This window comes from Paractinoplanes hotanensis (assembly GCF_023717965.1).
Lineage (GTDB): Bacteria > Actinomycetota > Actinomycetes > Mycobacteriales > Micromonosporaceae > Actinoplanes > Actinoplanes polyasparticus.
Window position 1 is genome coordinate 227,239 of the sequence record NZ_JAMQOL010000003.1, and the last position, 16,919, is coordinate 244,157.

Sequence of the window (16,919 nt, forward strand, 5' to 3'; positions counted from 1 at the left end):
GCCTCCGCGCCATGGATGAGACCTCCGAGACCCGGCAGGCGGCACTCGCGTACGTCGAAAGCCTCGAGAACCGCGACTGGCCGCGGCTCACCACCCTGCTCGCTGACGACGTGGTCTACGAGATGCCGCAGACCCGCGAGCGCATCCGCGGCCGGCCCGCGTTCCTCCGGTTCAACACCGACTACCCGGGCGACTGGCATCTGCGCGTACGCCGGCTGCTCGCCGACGGCCGGGCCGCCGCCCTCTGGCTCGACGTGGTGGTCGGCGCCGACGCGCTCGAGGCGTGTGTCTGGCTCGACGTCGACGAGCACGGCCTCATCAGCCGGATCACCGACCACTGGCCCGAGCCCTACGAACCGCCCCCGGGCCGCGAACACCTCGTCGAACGGTGGTCCGCCTGATACCAGAGGTATGGCCGCTTCTCCGCGGTGAGCCTCAGAGCCACCGGCCGCAGGCTCGACTTCTCGAGGGCGTCGCGGGTGCAGCGCTCCGTCGGCAGACAGCGGAAGAGATGGGCGCTCAGCGGCCACTCGGCCACCAGCCAGGTGCCGACGGCCCGGATCACCACATCGGCCAGTCCCGTGTCCTGCTGATCCTGGCGGAGCCAGAACGTGACCATCGCCGAGCCGGCCGGAAAGCGGGTCAACGTGGCGGTGTCGGCGCCGGCCCGGTGCAGGTACGCGCAGAGCGGGTTCAGGTACAGGCAGCCGAGGGACTTGTCGCGGGCCGGGCTCAGCAGGGCGAACGTGAACGCCCGGCGTGCCTCGTGGTCGGCCTGATGGCGGGCGACCTGGGCTCGGTCGTCGTCCACAGTGAAGCCGTCGACGGGCCACCGGCCGTCGCTGTGCTTCCGGATCACGTCGGGACTCGCCATGTAGGCCGCGTGGTCCAGGGCGGCGTTGTCCACCGTCAGCGGCGTGAGCACGAATGCCTCGTGGACGAGTTCGGCGGGGATCGGCGCCTGCGGGTCGAGCATGGGCCACGGTAGCGCGCCGTGAGGCATACGGTGGCTGCGTGACCGGGGATCTGTTCGATGCGGCGTCGATGTACGACGAGGAGAATCTGCACTTCTTCGCGGGAGCGGACGGTGACGGGGCGCCGTCGCACGGGCCGGTTGTGGGTACGGCGTACCCGGGCGCGGCGGTGGCGGCCGACCTCGTGTGGGGGCCGGGCGCTTCGAGGTGGAACGGACCGTGGTGCGCGACGGGCGGGCCCGCACACTGTGCTTTCTCAAGCGGCTGTTCGGCTTTCCCGAGCTGCGGGACGGGTGCACGGCCGCGGGCTTCACCGCCGTCACCGCGTACGGGGAGGACGGCGAACCGCTGCGAGCCGACCACAACCGCATGGTCGTGATCGCGCGGAGATAGACAGCCCTCGTGATTCAATGGCGGGCCGCCCATCGACAGCGATGAGCGGCGTGACACGAATCCACGGGGAGACGATTGTGAAGCGTAGACAAGTCCTAGTGGCCGCCGCCGGGGTCGTGGCGGGCGCGCTGGCCGTGCCGTCCCGGGCCCTGGCCGCCCCGCGCCCACCGACGCTGGTGGCCGACCCGGCCGCGGCCGACGGTGATTTTGTCCGGTGGCTGTCGGTCCACGACCCGCGGGCGGCTGTCCGGGCCGCGGCCGAGGCAGCGGTGACCGGCGGCGCCGCGGCGTTCGTGGCCACGGGGTACGCGTCCGCGCTGAGTCAGGCGGCAGAGACCCGGGCGTACGACCTCGACTTCGCGAACCGGACGGCGATCGAGCATCCGGCACAGTCGTACCCGTGGGTGAACGCAGCGGCCAGGCGCGCGGCGAACGGCACCGACGCCGAGCTGGCGGCCTTCCGCGCCACCGGATACGCCGCGGCGCTGGCCGACGACGACGCCCACGTCCCCTACGACGACGGTGCGGCGCTGGTCAGTCCCGAGGAATTCGACCTCGTGCGGAGCATCCGCCACATCGACACGGGCCCGACGGTGCTTGAACGATCGGCCGTGGTGCGAACCGATGCCGACGTGGCCGAGTTCCTGCGCCACGGCTGGCTCAGCGCGGCCCGGATCGACGTGGACACCTTCCGTGCGCAGTACGTCGCCGACGAATGGGACCGGTGGCGCGAGGCGAGGTACCGGGTTCCCCGGGCCGTGAGCCTCGACCGGGCGGCGCGGGAAGGCACCGCGGATCCCTATGCCGCGATGCGGGCGTGGGACGAGGTGTTCGTGCGGTTCGCCCGCCAGCCGTCCGGCTGGGCCGAGCGCGAGCGGTTCGTCCGGCCCCGGGCCGACGACTGGCTCCGCATCTCGTACACGGCCGCCGACCGGAAAAGCCCGCTGTGGGCTCCGCTCACGGTCGAGGCCCCGGCGATCCGGTCCCAGTGGCTCGGAGAGTTGACGGGCGCCACCCAACGGGGTGCCTGGTGGAGCGAACTGATCCAGTACGCGCAGGCCCTCCGGGACGAGTGGCTGCACGACTCCTGACCACCATCGGCCGGTTCCCGGCATCGCCCGGGAACCGGCACGGATCCGCCTCGAGCCGCCGGCGCCGAAGACGCAGACGCCATAACGCCGACTGCGCCCCTCACCGTCCTCGGCAGGCCGCGCTCACCCACCCGAGAAGCCGTGCGGCCGGTCATTCGTACCGGTACTTCAGCGCGTCCGCCTCGGTCTGCTCGATGTCAGCGATCGTGAGCTCCGGCATCCGCAGCTGGGCCAGCGTCACCTCGGCCGAGGTCGGCTGGGCGTCGGCCGTCAGCCACTGATCCGGCTTCCAGGCCGCGCCGCGCAGGAAGGCCTTGGGACAGTGCGGGTAGACCTCGTCGATCCCCAGCACCAGCGCGCTGGCCGGCGGCTTGCCCACGGCGGTCAGCCGCGCCAGCAGCTCGGGACGGGTGGAGACGCAGGCCCGGCCGTTGACCCGCAAAGTGGTGGTGCGCCCCGGAATGACGAACATCAGCGCCGCCCGCCCGGTCGCGATGACGTTCTGCAGGGTGTCCAGGCGCTTGTTGCCGGTGGCGTCCGGCACTGCCACCGTCCGGGAGTCCAGCACGGTGACGAATCCGGCCGGGCCGCCGCGCGGCGAGACGTCGGCGTTGCCCTCGGCGTCCGCGCTGGCCACGAAGACCAGCGACGAGCAGTCGATCAACCGCCGCGTCAGCTCGGTGAGTTCCGCCATCTGCTTGCGCACGGCCCGGTCGCCGGGCAGGTCGTAGACCCGGCGCAGCGCCCCCTGGTCGGACACGGCGTCGAGCTGCAACGAGTCGAAGGCACTGGTCGGCTCCATTCCCCGACCCTAATGGACAGCCACGCTGTCGGAGTCCGCTGCCCGAGCACATCAACGCGGACGGGTCGGACGAGACGACCAGCCACAGTCAGGCTGTCCAACGGCCTGACGCACCTTCGACAGCCAAGCTGCCCAACCGCCTGACGCACCTTCGACAGCCAAGCTGTCCAACCGCCTGGCCGACTTCGACAGCCAAGCTGTCCAACCGCCTGACCGACTTCGACAGCCAGACTGACCAGGCCCGGCGCGGTGGACGCGCCGGGCCTGGTTGTGGCGCCGGTCAGGCCGGGAGGCCGCCGACCTGGGTGTTGACCCAGGCGCGGATCGACGGCAGGTCGCCGTAGATGGACGGGGCGGTGGCGCAGGTGGAGCTGTTGTTGCCGGCCCGGCTGGTGACGCCGATCAGGTTCCAGCGGCCGCTCACCGTACGGACCTGCGGGCCGCCCGAGTCGCCGTAGCAGGCGCCGGCCACGCCGCCGGTGTTGTTGGTGCAGATCTCGTACGCGGCGTCGATGCCGGCGCAGCGGCTGTCGGTCACGATCGACGTGTCGAGCTGGTGGGCCACGGTCGGCGCGGAACCGCAGCCGCGCGGGGCGCAGGTCTGGCCCCAGCCGATGATGCGGGTGGCGGTGCCGACCGCGCCCGACGTGGACGGGATCGGCGCGGGCGCGTAGCTGACCGACGAGGCCAGCTCGAACAGCTTCACGTCGATGCGCGGGTGGCTGACCGCGCGCCGCACCGAGACCACGGTGCCGCCGCTGCTGCGGTTGATGCTTCCCACCCGTACGGACGAAGGGGTCGGGCAGTGTTTCGCGGTGACCACCCAGTTCGCCTTGATCAGCGAGCCGGTGCAGCCGGAGGTGTAGACCATGAACGGGTAGTTCTCGGTTGCCTGCCGGCCGCCGACGACGTTGGTGCCGGGGTCGCCGGTGGGCGCGGCAACCGCGGCGCCGGCCGGCGAGAGCAGGCCCGCGGCGAGCACAGCGGTGGCGGTGAGCAGAGTCCGGGCGAGGAGGCGCATGAGGGTTCGTCCTGTCTGACCGGGAGCGGGATGACGACGGGCGGGTAGCCCGGCCACACGGTAGCCGTAAATAGACGGATGTCGATACATGTCACCTGGGGCCTATCGCCACGTGATGGTGCCGTGCGCGGACGAAGCTACGACCCCGCGCGTCGAACGGCGCCGTCCAGCTGGTGGAAGCGCAGCGCCATCAGGATGTCGGCCCGGACCAGGGCGGTGGCCGAGTCGACGTGCAGGGCGTCGGTTATCTGCCTGACGCGGTAGGTGACCGTGTTCTCGTGCAGGCGCAGGGCTGCCGCGGTCGCCCGGGTCGAGAGGCCGGTGTGCAGGTAGACCCGCAGCGTCTCGACCAGAGCGGGCTTGCCGAGGAGGGGGCCCAGCGTGCTGTCGACGACCTGGCGGGCGTCCAGCGGGTTCTCGAGCAGCAGCACGTCGGCGGCGACCGTGGCGAACTCGACGACGCCCAGGTTGCCCGCGCGGCGGCCCGCTTCCAGGGCTGACATCGCCTCGCGGCAGGAGCCGGCCACCTCGCCGAAACGGGGGCGGGGCAGGCCGACGCCGATCACCATGGCGTCGCGGCCCGCGCTGCGGGCGACCCGGGTCAGGGCGGCGACCAGGCCGGGGGCCTCGGGGGTGACGATCACGGCCACGTCGTCGCGGGCGCCGACCACCGTACGGCTGTGCAGCATCGGGCGCAGCGCGTCGAGGACCAGGCGCTGCGCCCTCGGCAGCAGGTGGGAGCCGCGGACGGCGAGCGCGCGATGCGGTTCCTGGACGGCCACGCCGACCAGTCGGGCGCGTTCCTCGATCACCTGGGGGTCGAGGCGTTCGGCGCCGGTCAGCCGGGAGACCAGGTCGGTGGCGATCTGTTCCAGGTGGGCCGCGACCTCGGTGCGGGCTCGGCGGTAGGCCTCGGTCGAGGTGGCCGTCAGCAGATCGACCGCGGCGGCCAGGTCGCGCCCGGACTGGCGGTGCTCGTCGGGGGTCAGCGGCACGTCGACCGTGGCCAGCCACGTGAAGACCTCGCGCTCGGCCCGGTGCCAGGACGTCACCACCGCCTCGATCGGCACCCCCTGGATGGCCCGCCGCTCCCCCAGGTCGGCCGCCGTCGTCAGTTCGGCCGCGGCCGGCAGGCGCCGCTGGGCGACGCAGTGCAGCAGCGTGCGGATGTTCGGGGTGATGGCGCCGGCGAGGTCTTCGAGGTCCATGCGGTCCTCGTCATATCCCGGCAACTGCCGCCACACATCCGAGACCAGGACCCGTGCCAGATCGGAAACGCGGCCGAGAAGAAGTTGTGCTCGTTGTGGCACATCCACAATAAGTCTCCGCCCTTCTTCCGCCCGGCCTGGGTAGTCTCGGCCCGGCGACTCCCAGAGTATGTGCTCAATCGCTAACAAGGAGAGCCGCATGACGACCGATGAACGGGCGGTGACTCCGGAGGGTGACCTCGCGGAGACCATGGACGATCACGCGCTCGAGGCCGTGCCGGCCTCGAAGCGCAAGCCGCTGATCCAGCTGATCGTGGTGCAGGTCGGCTGGAACATCAGCGTCAGCAGCTTCCTGGTCGGGGGCGTCGTCGGCGCGGGCACCTCGTTCGGCGAGGGCATGCTGGCGATCGGCCTGGGCAACGTGGTGCTGGCCGTGGTGGCCTCGCTGATCGGCCTGATCGGCTTCCGCACCGGCCTCACCAGCTATCTGGCCTCGCGGGCGGTGTTCGGCCGCTCCGGTTCGGTGGTCGTCTCGCTGGTGCTCGGCATCGTCGCGATGGGCTTCATCGGCGTCCTCATGGACACCTGGGGCGGCGCGGTCAACAAGCTGATCCCGGCTATCCCGTCGGCGGTCTTCGTGATCGCATTCGCGCTGGCCATCCTGACCACGGCCATCTTCGGCTTCAAGGGCCTGCACACGTTCTCGATGGTCGCGGTGCCCGTGCAGGTGGCGATCGGCCTGTTCGCGCTGTACCGGATCGGCACCCTCGACGGCGGCTTCAGCGAGGTCTTCTCGTCGACCCCGGCCGCGGCGATCGGGTTCTCGGCCGCGGTCAGCTCGGTCATCGCCACCTGGGTCACCGGCGCGGCGCTCGTCTCCGACGTGCAGCGGTACGCGTTGAAGGCGCGCGACGTGGTCATCTCGTGCGTGCTGAGCTTCGTCGTCGGCGTCGGCATCTTCGAGGTCATCGCGACCGTCTCGGCCATGAAGGTCGGCAACAGCAACTTCGTGGTCGTCATGCAGGGCCTGGGCCTGCTCGCGCCGGCCGCCGTGCTGCTCTTCCTGGCCCTGTGGAACACGGCCGACAACAACATCTACTCGGCCTCGCTCGCGTTCACCTCGGTCTCCAACCTGCTCAAGGTCAAGATCTCCAAGCCGGTCTGGACGGTCGTCGCGGTGGCGATCGCGGTCGGCATCGCCTTCCTGGGCGTGGCCGACCAGTTCGGCAAGTTCCTGACCGTGATCGGCGTCGTCGTGCCGCCGTTCGCGGGCCTGCTCATCGCCCACTTCTGGGTGGTCCAGCGCCGTACCGAGGACGCCCTGCGCAACCTGCCGGCCGTGCGCTGGGAGGCGGTGGTCTGCTGGATCGCCGCCGCGCTGCTCGCCTACTACGGCGACTTCCTGCTGGTGAACGCGATCGAGGGGCTGGTCGCCGGGTTCGTCCTCTACACGATCGCGGGTCTGGCCCTCAAGAAGGTGAAAGCATGAGGTACGGACTCGGCGTGCCGACCGGCACCGAGGGACTGATGTACGCCGTCCCGTACGCCGACATCGACCAGGCCGTCGAGCTGGCGGTCAAGGCCGAGCAGTCCGGCTTCGAGTCGGTGTGGGGCAACGATCACGTCACCACGCAGCGCTACGTGCGGGACAGCTTCGACGTCCCGCCGCGCTACTACGACCCGTTCGCCTACTTCAGCTACGTCGCTGCGGTGACCGAGCGGGTGCGGCTGGCCACCGCCATCATGGTGCTGCCGTTCCGGAACCCGGTGGTGGCGGCCAAGCAGGTGGCGACGCTCGACCACCTGTCGCACGGGCGGGCCGTGCTGGGCGTGGGGATCGGCGCGTACCGGGAGGAGTTCCAGGCGATGTCGCCCGGGACGCCGCTGCACCGCGGCGAGCACGCCGAGGAGGCGATCGAGGGCTTGCGGCGGCTGTTCACCGAGCGGCGGGCGTCGTACGAGGGGAAGTGGGTGAACTTCGACGACGTCGAGAGTCATCCGAAGCCCGTACAGGAACCGCTGCCGATTCTTTCCGGCGGCAACTCGCCGGGCAGCCGTTCGCGCGCGGCCCGGCTGGCCGACGGCTGGCTGCCGGCCTGTCTCTCGCCGGCCGAGGCCGCGTCGGGCCTGCGGAACATCAAGGACGAGGCCCAGCAGCACGGGCGGGAGCTACCCGGCGCGTTCGAGGTGGCCCTGCAGGTGTGCGTGAGCGTGGCGCCGACGCGCGAGCAGGCGTGGCGCCGGTTCGAGTCGTCGCAGCTGTTCCACCATCTGGTGTCGCTCTCCAGGACGACGCTCAAGGACCAGGGCGTGGACGACCTCATCTCGCGCAACCTGATCGGCACCCCGCAGGACATCGCCGGACAGGTTGCCCAGTACGAGGAATCGGGCGTGAACACGATGGCCGCGCTGCTGTTCGCGGCCGACTCGGTGGACGAGACGATCGACATGATGGCGCAGTTCGGCGCGGAGGTGATCGCCCGATGAAGCGGCCCGTCATCGACATGGACGCACTCGGCGCCGAACGGCTCGCCCGGGTACGGAAAGAGCTGGCCGCCGCGCCCTACGACGCGATCGTGCTCACCGAGCCCGAAAGCGTCCTCTACGCGACCGGCTACCGCAGCATGCCGGGACAGGTGTTCCGCACCCACCGCATGGCCGCGGTCGTCACCGGCGACGACCTGTGGCTGGTCTGCACGGCCGCCGACGCCCCGGCCGCCGCCGCGTCCGGCATCCCGGTGGACCGGCTCGTGCCGTTCGGCCGCTTCTACGTGGAAGCCGCCGCCGCAGCCGCGGCCGCCGCCGCAGCCGCGGCCGGTGACGCCGCCGTGGCCGGTGACGCCGCCGCGGCCGGTGACGCCGCCGCGGCCGGTGACGCCGCAAGGCCATGGCGTGGAGCGGACGCCCCACCCCCGGCGCTGACGCGGATGGCGGACCGCCATCCGGACCTGGAATCGGCCCTCCAGACCGCGCTGAGCGCACTGCCGCCCGGCACCCGGGTGGCTCGGGAGGCCGAGACGGATCTCGCCGTCGCGGCCCGCTCGGTCAAGCTGGCGGCCGAGGTCGCCCTTCTGCGGTACGCGGCGCGCTTGTCGGAGGCGGCGGTCGCCGCAGCCCTCGCGCAGGCCGGCCCGGGCACGACCGAACGCGAGCTGGCCTCGGTCATCGCCGCCACCATGGCCGCGGGCGGAGCCGACCCGCGATTCGTGGTGGCCACCACCGGCGAACACAGCGCGCTGGCCGACGTGGTGCCCACCGATCGGCCCTGGCAGCCGGGCGAGACGGCGCGGTTCGACGTGGGCTGCGTGGTCGACGGCTACTGGTCGGACATCGGCCGCACCGCCGTGCTCGGCGAGCCGGATGACCGACAGCGCCGCGTCTACGCCGCCGTGTACGCGGGCGAGCAGGCGCAGCTCGAAGCTGCCCGGCCCGGCATCACCGCCGAGGAGTTGTTCCGTCTCGGCCTGCAGGGCACCGGCGCCGGCGTTCCGGCCTATCGGCGGCAGCACTGCGGGCACGGAATCGGGCTGTCCATCTACGAGCCGCCCATCATCGCGCCGGGCGGCGAGACCCCGCTGCGGGCCGGGATGACGTTCTGCTTCGAGACGCCGTACTACGAGCTGGGCTGGGGCGGCATGATGATCGAGGACACCGTGGTGATCACCGAGGACGGTTACGAGATGCTCTGCTCGGGCGAGCGCGACCTGCTGGTGGTGCCGGCGTGACGGTCGGCGGCGGGACCGCGTACGCCGGGAAGTTGGCCTGTGTCCGGTGCGGCGCCGAATATGCGGGGGCGGCGCTCGAGCTGGTCGGCGCGGGCTGTCCGGCCTGCACGGCCGCCAATGTGCTGCCGGTCTATGACCTGACGGGTCTCAGCGCCGTGCCGGTAACCTCCGATCAGCCGGGGATCTTCCGGTATCGGGCGCTGCTGCCACTCTCGCCCGGTGTGGCCCCGGTCAGCCTCGGTGAGGGTGGCACGCCGGTGGTCGAGCTGCCGCGGCTCGCCCGGAGCACCGGGCTGCGGCAGGTCTGGGTCAAGGACGAGAGCCGCAACCCGACCTGGTCGTACAAGGACCGCCTGGCCGCCGTGGCGACGACCACGGCGGTCGAGGTCGGCGCGGAAACGGTTGTGGTGGCCAGCACCGGCAATCACGGGGCGGCCGTGGCGGCGTACGCGGCCCGGGCCGGTCTGCGCTGTGTGGTGCTGACACTCGCGTCGGTGCCGACGACGATGAAGACGTTGATGCAGGCGTACGGGGCCGAGGTGGTCGCCCTGCCGAAGCCGGCCGACCGCTGGCGCCTGATGCGGGAGCTGGTGGCTGCGCGCGGCTGGATGGCGATGTCCGGGTTCGCCGATCCGCCGGCCGGCTCGCACCCGTACGGCGTCGACGGGTACAAGACCATCGCGTACGAGCTCATCGAGCAGCTCCCGGCCGCGCCCGACGTGGTGGTGGTGCCGGTGGCGTACGGCGACGGGCTGTCCGGCATCGCCCGCGGGTTCGCCGACCTGGCCGCGCTCGGCGTGATCTCCCGGGTGCCCCGGCTGATCGCCGCCGAGCCGTTCGGGCCGCTGGCCGAGGCCCTGGCCACCGGCTCGGACACGGCCGGGCCGGTGCCGGTGCAGCCGTCGGTGGCGTTCTCGACCGCGTCGCCGTTCGGCACGCGGCAGAGCCTGGCGGCGTTGCGCGGCAGCGGCGGCGCGGCCGTCGCGACCCCCGACAACGACGAGATCATGGCCGAGCAGTTGTCGCTCGCGGCCACGTCCGGGGTCTATCTGGAGGCCTCCAGCGTCACCGCGGCCGTCGCGCTGCGCAAGGCGGCGGCCAGCGGGCTGATCGGGCCGGACGCCACCGCGGTCATCATCGGCACGTCCACCGGCCTCAAGGACGTCGGGGCGACAGCGGCCCGGCTGAGCGAGGTGCCGGTGATCGAGCCGACGATCGTGGCCCTCGACAAGGTGCTGCGATGAGGCTGGCGTTCTCGATCTCCGGGCGCCGCGACTCGGCCGGGGCGGTGCGGGCCGCGGTGGCGGCCGAGGCGGCCGGCTTCGACGACGTGTGGCTCACCGAGGACTACTTCGAACGCGGGGCCTTCGCCCTGGCCGGGGCGGTTGCCGCGCGTACGGCGAAGGTCCGGATCGGCATCGGCGTGGTGAACCCGTGGACCCGGCACCCGGCGCTGACGGCCATGGAGTTCGCCACCCTCGACGAGCTCAGCGGCGGCCGCGCGGTGCTGGGCCTGGGCGCCAGCAACGCGCACTGGATGACCGACCGCATGGGCATCCCGTTCGACCGCCCGCTGGCCCGCACGCTGGAGGCCACCGCCCTGATCCGGCGCCTGCTGACCGGCGCCCACGTGACCGCCGCCGGCGAGTTCTTCACGGTCGACACCGGTCTGTCCTTCCCGCCGGTGCGCCCCGACCCGCCGATCGTGCTCGGTGTGAAGGGCCCCCGCGCGATCACCCGCGGCGGCGCGCTGGCCGACGGTCTGCTGCTGTCGATCCTGGCCGGGCCCGGCTACGTCCGGTGGGTGCGGGAGCGGGTCGGCGCGGGCAAAGAGCTTTCCGCGTACGTGGGGATCGCCGTCGACGACGACCCGGCGAAAGCCCGGGACCGCCTGCGCCCGATGGCCGCCCGGTACCTCGGCGTGCACGGCGATCACCTGATCACCCGCGAGGCCGGGGTCGATCCGGCGCTGGCGGCCGAGCTGCGGTCCGGCTGGCTGACCGGCGCCCCGCGCACCGACCTGGTCACCGACGACCTGCTCGACGAGGTGGTCGTGGCCGGCGACGTACCGGGCGCCGCCCGTGCCCTGAACCGCCTGGCCGACGCGGGCCTGGACGTGGCCGTCGTCCGTGACGACCCCGCCACCGACCCCGAGGAGACGTTGCGCGTGGCCCGGACGGTCAGCCGAGCTCGAGCCGCATGACCACGCGCCGGGTGGTCATGCGGCGCCCGCGCCGGCGGCCAGGTGAGTCCTCGCCGCCGATAGCTCGCCCGAACGGCGAAGCAGACAACCGCCCACACGCCCGGCTTCGCGCCCAAGCCGACGTCGCGGTGACCTCGCTGCACGAGGTCGTCACATTGGTGTAGCCGCGATGGGCGTCCTGCCCGTTCCGGGGGTAGAAAGCGTGAGTGCCTGATCTCAGTCCCCGCCGGCGTGCGCTCGTGCTGGCCATCTGTTGTCTCAGCCTGTTCATCGTGGGGCTGGACAACACCATCGTCAACATCGCGCTGCCGGCTCTGCGGACTGACCTGGACACGTCGGTGTCCGGGCTGCAGTGGGTGCTCGACGCCTACACGCTGGTGCTGGCCAGCCTCCTCATTCTGGCCGGCAGCACGGCCGACCGGGTGGGACGGCGGCGTACCTTTCAGACGGGTCTGGCCCTGTTCACCGTCGGCTCTCTGCTGTGCAGTGTGGCGCCGGGGCTGGGGTGGCTGATCGTCTTCCGGATGATGCAGGCGGTCGGCGGGTCGATGCTCAATCCGGTGGCCATGTCGATCATCACCAACACGTTCACCGAACCGCGCGAGCGGGCCCGGGCCATCGGGGTGTGGGGCGGTGTGGTCGGGCTCAGCATGGCGCTCGGGCCGGTGCTGGGGGGCGTTCTGGTCGAGACGCTGGGATGGCGCTCGATCTTCTGGATCAACGTGCCGGTCGGGATCGCCGCCGTCGTGCTGACCGCGTTGTTCGTGCCCGAGTCGCGGGCGCCGCGGCCCCGCCGCATCGATCTGGTGGGGCAGGCTCTGGTGCTGATCCTGCTGGCCTCCATCACGTACGGAATCATCGAGGGGCCCGGCACGGGCTGGGGCTCGGCCGAGATCGTCGGCTGTTTCGTGCTGGGCGCGGCCGCGCTGGCCGGCCTGCTGCTGTACGAGCCCAGGCGCGCCGATCCGCTGCTCGACCTGCGCTTCTTCCGCAGCGTCCCGTTCAGCGGGGCCACCCTCATCGCCGTCTCGGCCTTCGCCGCGCTGGCCGGTTTCCTGTTCCTCAACACCCTCTACCTGCAGGATGCCCGCGGGCTGTCGGCCCTGCACGCCGGGCTCTACACGCTGCCCATGGCCGCCATGACCGCGGTGTTCGCGCCGCTGTCGGGCCGGCTGGTCGCCGCCCGCGGCGCCCGGCTGCCGCTGATCCTGGCCGGGACCGCGATGACCCTGGCCATCCTGCCGCTGACCCGCCTCACCACCACGACCCCGGACGCCGTGCTGATCGGCTGCTATCTGCTCTTCGGCATCGGGTTCGGGCTGGTCAACGCCCCCATCACGAACACCGCGGTCGCCGGCATGCCGCGGGCCCAGGCCGGGGTGGCGGCCGCCGTCGCGTCGACGTCGCGGCAGGTCGGCGGATCGCTCGGCGTGGCGGTCATCGGCGCCGCGGTCGTGTCCGGCTTCGACGGCTCGATGGCCACGGGATTCGCCGCGGCCAGTCACGCCGGCTGGTGGATCATCGTCGGCTGCGGCCTCGCCGTGCTGACCCTGGGTGTGGTCACGACCGGGCGCCGGGCCCAGGCCACCGCCCAGCGGGTCGAGGACGCGGTCCCCGCGTAGAAGCCGTCAGATGGCCAGACCGACATACTTGGTCTCCAGGTACTCGTCGATGCCCTCGGCGCCGCCCTCGCGGCCGAAGCCGGAGGCCTTGACGCCGCCGAACGGCGCCGCCGGGTGCGACACGATGCCCTGGTTGACGCCGACCATGCCGGCCTCGAGGGCCTCGCTGACCCGCACGGCCCTCGACAGGTCGCGCGTGAAGACGTACGCCACCAGGCCGTACTCGGTGTCGTTGGCCCGCGCCACCGCCTCGTCCTCGTCGGTGAACGTGGCGATCGGCGCGACCGGGCCGAAGATCTCCTGCCGGTTCAGCTCCGCCTCCGCCGGCACGCCGGTGAGCACGGTCGGCGGGTAGTAGTAGCCCGCGCCGCCGGTCGGTGAGCCGCCGCACAGCACCTTCGCGCCGAGCCGGACCGCGTCGTCGACCAGCGCGGCCACCTTGGACCGGGCGCCGGCGTCGATGAGCGGGCCGACCTCCTCCCCCACCCGCAGGGCGGCCATGCGGTCGGCGAACCGCGCGGTGAACTCGGCCGCCACCGACTCGTGCACCAGAAAACGGTTGGCCGCCGTGCAGGCCTGACCCATATTGCGCATCTTCGCCGCCAGCGCGCCGTCCACCGCGGCGTCGAGGTCGGCGTCGGCGAAGACCAGGAACGGCGCGTTGCCGCCGAGTTCCAGCGAGAGGCGCAGCAACTGCTCGGCCGACTGCTCCATCAGCAGGCGCCCGACCGGGGTGGAGCCGGTGAAGCTGAGCTTGCGGGTGCGGGGGTCCCGCACGAGCGGTTCCACGACCTCGGCCGTACGCGTGGTGGGCACGACATTGAGAACGCCGGCCGGCAACCCCGCCTCGCGCAGCAGGTCGGCCAGGGCCAGCATGGTCAGCGGGGTCTGGGTGGCCGGCTTGACCACCATGGCGCAGCCGGCCGCCACCGCGGCGCCGATCTTGCGGGTGCCCATGGCCAGCGGAAAGTTCCACGGCGTGATCAGCAGGGCCGGGCCGACCGGCTGCCGCACGGTCAGCAGCCGGGTGGCGCCGTCCGGGGCGGTCGACCAGGCGCCACGGGCCCGCACCGCCTCCCCGGCGAACCAGCGGAAGAACTCGGCGCCGTACGCGACCTCGCCGCGCGCCTCGGCCGGCGGCTTGCCCATCTCGGCCGTCATCAACGCCGCGAACTGCTCGCGCCGCTCGGTGAGCAGCTCGAACGCGGCGCGCAGGATCTCGCCGCGGGTCCGCGCCGGGGTGGCTGCCCACTGCCGCTGCGCCTGGTGCGCGGCGGTCAGCGCGGCCAGCCCGTCGGCCGGTGTCGCGTCGGCCACCGAAGCCAGCACCTCTCCGGTGGCCGGGTTCTCGACGTCGACGGTCGCGCCGTCGCCCGAATCGCGCCAGGCGCCGCCGATGAAGAGTCCCGTGTGCGTCATGCTTTCAGCCTCGGCAGCCGGATGCCATGCTGTCCAATACTTGAAAGGCCGCGGAACGATGCTCGGGAGGCATGGGCGTGGAGCTTCGACCGGTGCGCTACTTCGTGGCGATCGCCGACGCCGGATCGGTCACCGCGGCCGCGGCGGCGCTCCACCTCACCCAGCCCTCGATGTCCCGGCAGGTGCACCAGCTGGAAAGGCAGCTGGGAATCGAGCTGTTCGTCCGCGACCGTGGCCCGTTCCGGCTGAGCGCGGCCGGCAGCGAGTTCCTGCCCGTCGCCCGCCGGCTGCTGGCCCAGGCCGAGGCGGCGTGGGAGACGGCTCGCGCGATAGCCGCCGGCCGCCTGCGACGGCTGACCATCTCGGCCCCCGGCACCACGCTGACCGACGTGGTGGCGCCGTTCCTGGCCACGCTGACCGCCGACGACCCTATGCCCGCGGTATGGGAGGAGGTGCCGGCATCGGTGTACGCGACGCTGGGCCGCGGAGCCGACCTGGCCATCGGGACGACCCCCTGGCCGTCCGACCTCGAAGGCATGCCGCTGGCCGAGCTGCCGGTCTGGGCGTACGTGCCCCCGGCCGACCGGTGGGCCGGCCGCGAGACCGTCGCGGTCGACGAGCTGGTGACCCGCACGCTGCTGCTGCAGACCCGCGACTTCCACCCGCGGCGCGCCCTCGACCAGGCGCTGGCGGCGGCCGGACTGGCGTACGGCAAATTCCACGAGTTCGCCGCGGCCGAGGTGGCCCAGGCCGTCGCCGCCTCGGGCCGCGGGGTGGCGGTCGTCTCCGACGATCCCCGCTTCGACCTGCGGCCGGTGGCGATCCAGGGCGTACGGATCAGCCTCTACGCCGCCTGGGAACCGCACCACCACGGCGCCGCCACCCTCAAGTCGATCGCCGAACGGCTACGGTCATTCTGCGCCGGCCGCTACGGCCTGCGATGAACGCCGATCCGTCGACAAGGTGTCATCCTGCCCAATCGCCTCGTCGGCGAGGTATCTCGACTGGCAGTTCCTCCGGGCGTACGGCCCGGAACAACCCCTCGCAACGACGTCGTGAGGTTCCGCGCCGGCCGCCCGGACTGGTAGCGGGCGGCCGGCCGGACGGATCGGTCAGCTGAGGCGGGCGAACGCCTGCCCCGCGACCGCGTCACCCGAGGACATCCCTAAGTCGGCGTCCCACTGGTAATGCACGCCCAGGTAGACGCGGCTCCGGGCGTTCTCGGCGGCGGCGGACGAGAACGACGTGTACGTCCGGTACTGCTGCTCGTTCGGGTCGACGCTGTCGACCCGGAAGGTGACGTTGTCGGTGCCGAAGTACCGCTTCATGACCCCGGCCCACGCGCCGGCCAGCGTGGCGTGCCCGGAGGTGTAGGCCGGGAAGGGCGGCGAGAACCGTACGCCGCTGCGGTTGACCGAGAGCGGCTGCCAGTCCGGGTCGGCCACTGTGGCCGGGTTGCCGTCGGTGTCGGCCAGGCGGATCGCCGACTCCGGACGCCACAGGTCGATGGGGGTACGGAACTTGGCGTCCCACGACACGATGGCGGCGTCGGCCATCGCCAGGGTGACCAGGGTGTAGAGCCGGGCGGCCTGGAAGGAGTCGAGGTTCCGTTCCAGGGCCAGGATCGACGTGTGGCGCAGCAACTGGCCCGGCGGCTTGTAGGTGCCAGCGACGTCGTTGGCCCAGAAGAAGGCGATCTTCGTCTGCTCGGCGGTGCGCGTGGTGGAGTTGACCGCGCCGAGCGACTTCACCTCGTTCAGCTGTGCGGCGTATTCCAGACTGGCCAGCAACGCGGGCAATGAGCTGAATCCGCCGGGCGGCGGCGGCCGGAACTGGGTTCCCGAGCCCAGGGTGAACGGCGTGACCCCGCCCCAGTTGGGCGTCGCCGCCGGGCCGGAACCGGTCTGACGCCACTGGCCGGGCTCGGTGCCATCGGCGTAGGGGGTGTCGTCGTTCGAGTTGTCGTTCGCCCGGGCGGCCAGGATGCGCTGGGCCGCGGTGACCCCGACGGACGTGCTCCAGCCCTCCGGACCCGGGTTGCCGACCGGCCTGTACTTGGCCGCCTCGGTGTAGAAGGCGGTGAAGTCGACGGTCGGAAAGATGCGCGGCAGTACGGTCCGCGCGGCGGCATCGATGTTGGACACGACGTCGTAGTTGTAGTTCGGTTCCCGTGACACCCGCCCCAGGTAGGGGGTGGCGTTGCCCTGCAGCGAGACGACCGTGTCGTAGATCGCCGCGTTCAGCACGGCCGCCCAACGGGTGAGCGGGCCCGGAGCGAAATCGGTGCGGCTGAAGGCGTATCGCAGAGCTTCGTTCCACAGGATCACGTGGTCGGTACCGGCGGGAATCGCCCCGGCCGGGCCGGAACTCGCCAGCACGGCCGCGGTGCTTCCGGTCGCGGCCGCGAGGCCGAGCGCGAGTGTGTTTCTCAGGACGGATCGTCGTTTCACCAGGGTCCCCC

Annotated in this window: 16 protein-coding genes; 10 read left to right on the forward strand and 6 right to left on the reverse strand. The window is 72.2% G+C overall.

The annotated features are described in order from the left end of the window. The first annotated feature begins 11 nt into the window (after window positions 1-11). A complete protein-coding gene (locus LXN57_RS02895; protein WP_251796412.1) occupies window positions 12-401 on the forward strand; it encodes a nuclear transport factor 2 family protein in 390 nt (129 codons plus the stop codon). Here LXN57_RS02895 and LXN57_RS02900 read toward each other — a convergent pair. Continuing rightward, window positions 350-976 (reverse strand): GNAT family N-acetyltransferase, encoded by a 627-nt coding sequence (locus LXN57_RS02900; protein WP_251796413.1) that lies wholly within the window; start codon window positions 974-976, stop codon window positions 350-352. The two genes, LXN57_RS02895 and LXN57_RS02900, sit on opposite strands and share 52 nt — an antisense overlap. Window positions 977-1,181: 205 nt before the next feature. Between LXN57_RS02900 and LXN57_RS02905 the strand changes: the two genes are divergently transcribed. Next, complete coding sequence (locus LXN57_RS02905; RefSeq protein WP_251796414.1) at window positions 1,182-1,367, forward strand: hypothetical protein; 186 nt, start codon at window positions 1,182-1,184, stop codon at window positions 1,365-1,367. A 77-nt stretch (window positions 1,368-1,444) separates the two neighbouring features. Then, the gene (locus LXN57_RS02910) at window positions 1,445-2,458 is read left to right on the forward strand and encodes a hypothetical protein (protein ID WP_251796415.1); all 1,014 of its coding nucleotides are present in this window, start codon (window positions 1,445-1,447) and stop codon (window positions 2,456-2,458) included. Between the two features lie 151 nt (window positions 2,459-2,609). On the opposite strand, the gene LXN57_RS02915 is transcribed toward LXN57_RS02910, so the two are convergent. The 3 genes from LXN57_RS02915 to LXN57_RS02925 form a co-directional block, all read right to left on the reverse strand. Then, window positions 2,610-3,260: an MSMEG_1061 family FMN-dependent PPOX-type flavoprotein gene (locus tag LXN57_RS02915; protein ID WP_251796416.1), complete on the reverse strand. Its 651-nt coding sequence runs from the start codon at window positions 3,258-3,260 to the stop codon at window positions 2,610-2,612. 280 nt (window positions 3,261-3,540) lie between these two features. Next, complete coding sequence (locus tag LXN57_RS02920) at window positions 3,541-4,281, reverse strand: S1 family peptidase (RefSeq protein ID WP_251796417.1); 741 nt, start codon at window positions 4,279-4,281, stop codon at window positions 3,541-3,543. Window positions 4,282-4,418: 137 nt separating this feature from the next. Next, window positions 4,419-5,741, reverse strand: coding sequence for a PucR family transcriptional regulator (locus LXN57_RS02925; RefSeq protein ID WP_507185021.1), 1,323 nt, complete (start codon window positions 5,739-5,741; stop codon window positions 4,419-4,421). Here LXN57_RS02925 and LXN57_RS02930 point away from each other — a divergent pair. The 6 genes from LXN57_RS02930 (at window position 5,689) to LXN57_RS02955 (ending at window position 13,039) form a co-directional block, all read left to right on the forward strand. Then, complete coding sequence (locus LXN57_RS02930) at window positions 5,689-6,978, forward strand: purine-cytosine permease family protein (protein WP_251796419.1); 1,290 nt, start codon at window positions 5,689-5,691, stop codon at window positions 6,976-6,978. The two genes, LXN57_RS02925 and LXN57_RS02930, sit on opposite strands and share 53 nt — an antisense overlap. Then, window positions 6,975-7,976, forward strand: a complete 1,002-nt coding sequence (locus LXN57_RS02935) for a TIGR03619 family F420-dependent LLM class oxidoreductase (RefSeq protein WP_251796420.1) — start codon at window positions 6,975-6,977, stop codon at window positions 7,974-7,976. Before LXN57_RS02930 ends, LXN57_RS02935 begins: the two co-directional genes overlap by 4 nt. Then, a complete protein-coding gene (locus LXN57_RS02940; protein WP_251796421.1) occupies window positions 7,973-9,214 on the forward strand; it encodes a M24 family metallopeptidase in 1,242 nt (413 codons plus the stop codon). Before LXN57_RS02935 ends, LXN57_RS02940 begins: the two co-directional genes overlap by 4 nt. Next, entirely contained in the window at window positions 9,211-10,458 is a 1,248-nt protein-coding gene (locus LXN57_RS02945; protein ID WP_251796422.1) for a threonine synthase, read from the forward strand. The genes LXN57_RS02940 and LXN57_RS02945 overlap by 4 nt, the downstream gene beginning before the upstream one ends. Then, entirely contained in the window at window positions 10,455-11,417 is a 963-nt protein-coding gene (locus LXN57_RS02950; protein ID WP_251796423.1) for an LLM class flavin-dependent oxidoreductase, read from the forward strand. Before LXN57_RS02945 ends, LXN57_RS02950 begins: the two co-directional genes overlap by 4 nt. Window positions 11,418-11,623: 206 nt before the next feature. Beyond that, a complete protein-coding gene (locus tag LXN57_RS02955) occupies window positions 11,624-13,039 on the forward strand; it encodes an MFS transporter (protein ID WP_251796424.1) in 1,416 nt (471 codons plus the stop codon). A gap of 6 nt (window positions 13,040-13,045) precedes the next feature. On the opposite strand, the gene LXN57_RS02960 is transcribed toward LXN57_RS02955, so the two are convergent. Next, entirely contained in the window at window positions 13,046-14,458 is a 1,413-nt protein-coding gene (locus LXN57_RS02960; protein ID WP_251796425.1) for an NAD-dependent succinate-semialdehyde dehydrogenase, read from the reverse strand. A 77-nt stretch (window positions 14,459-14,535) separates the two neighbouring features. Here LXN57_RS02960 and LXN57_RS02965 point away from each other — a divergent pair, with 77 nt between their 5' ends. Further along, the gene (locus LXN57_RS02965) at window positions 14,536-15,402 is read left to right on the forward strand and encodes a LysR family transcriptional regulator (RefSeq protein ID WP_251796426.1); all 867 of its coding nucleotides are present in this window, start codon (window positions 14,536-14,538) and stop codon (window positions 15,400-15,402) included. A 168-nt stretch (window positions 15,403-15,570) separates the two neighbouring features. On the opposite strand, the gene LXN57_RS02970 is transcribed toward LXN57_RS02965, so the two are convergent. After that, window positions 15,571-16,908 carry a vanadium-dependent haloperoxidase gene (locus tag LXN57_RS02970; RefSeq protein WP_251796427.1) on the reverse strand — a complete coding sequence of 446 codons (1,338 nt, stop codon included), beginning with the start codon at window positions 16,906-16,908 and terminating at the stop codon, window positions 15,571-15,573. Between the last annotated feature and the right edge of the window lie 11 nt (window positions 16,909-16,919).

Bases quoted from the DNA above. Each gene is read 5' to 3' on its own strand.
- LXN57_RS02915 (WP_251796416.1), bottom strand. From the start codon at position 3,260: ATGGAGCCGACCAGTGCCTTCGACTCGTTGCAGCTCGACGCCGTGTCC.
- LXN57_RS02930 (WP_251796419.1), top strand. From the start codon at position 5,689: ATGACGACCGATGAACGGGCGGTGACTCCGGAGGGTGACCTCGCGGAG.
- LXN57_RS02935 (WP_251796420.1), top strand. From the start codon at position 6,975: ATGAGGTACGGACTCGGCGTGCCGACCGGCACCGAGGGACTGATGTAC.
- LXN57_RS02940 (WP_251796421.1), top strand. From the start codon at position 7,973: ATGAAGCGGCCCGTCATCGACATGGACGCACTCGGCGCCGAACGGCTC.
- LXN57_RS02920 (WP_251796417.1), bottom strand. From the start codon at position 4,281: ATGCGCCTCCTCGCCCGGACTCTGCTCACCGCCACCGCTGTGCTCGCC.
- LXN57_RS02900 (WP_251796413.1), bottom strand. From the start codon at position 976: ATGCTCGACCCGCAGGCGCCGATCCCCGCCGAACTCGTCCACGAGGCA.
- LXN57_RS02960 (WP_251796425.1), bottom strand. From the start codon at position 14,458: ATGACGCACACGGGACTCTTCATCGGCGGCGCCTGGCGCGATTCGGGC.
- LXN57_RS02895 (WP_251796412.1), top strand. From the start codon at position 12: ATGGATGAGACCTCCGAGACCCGGCAGGCGGCACTCGCGTACGTCGAA.
- LXN57_RS02950 (WP_251796423.1), top strand. From the start codon at position 10,455: ATGAGGCTGGCGTTCTCGATCTCCGGGCGCCGCGACTCGGCCGGGGCG.
- LXN57_RS02925 (WP_507185021.1), bottom strand. From the start codon at position 5,741: ATGGTCTCCGCGAGGTCACCCTCCGGAGTCACCGCCCGTTCATCGGTC.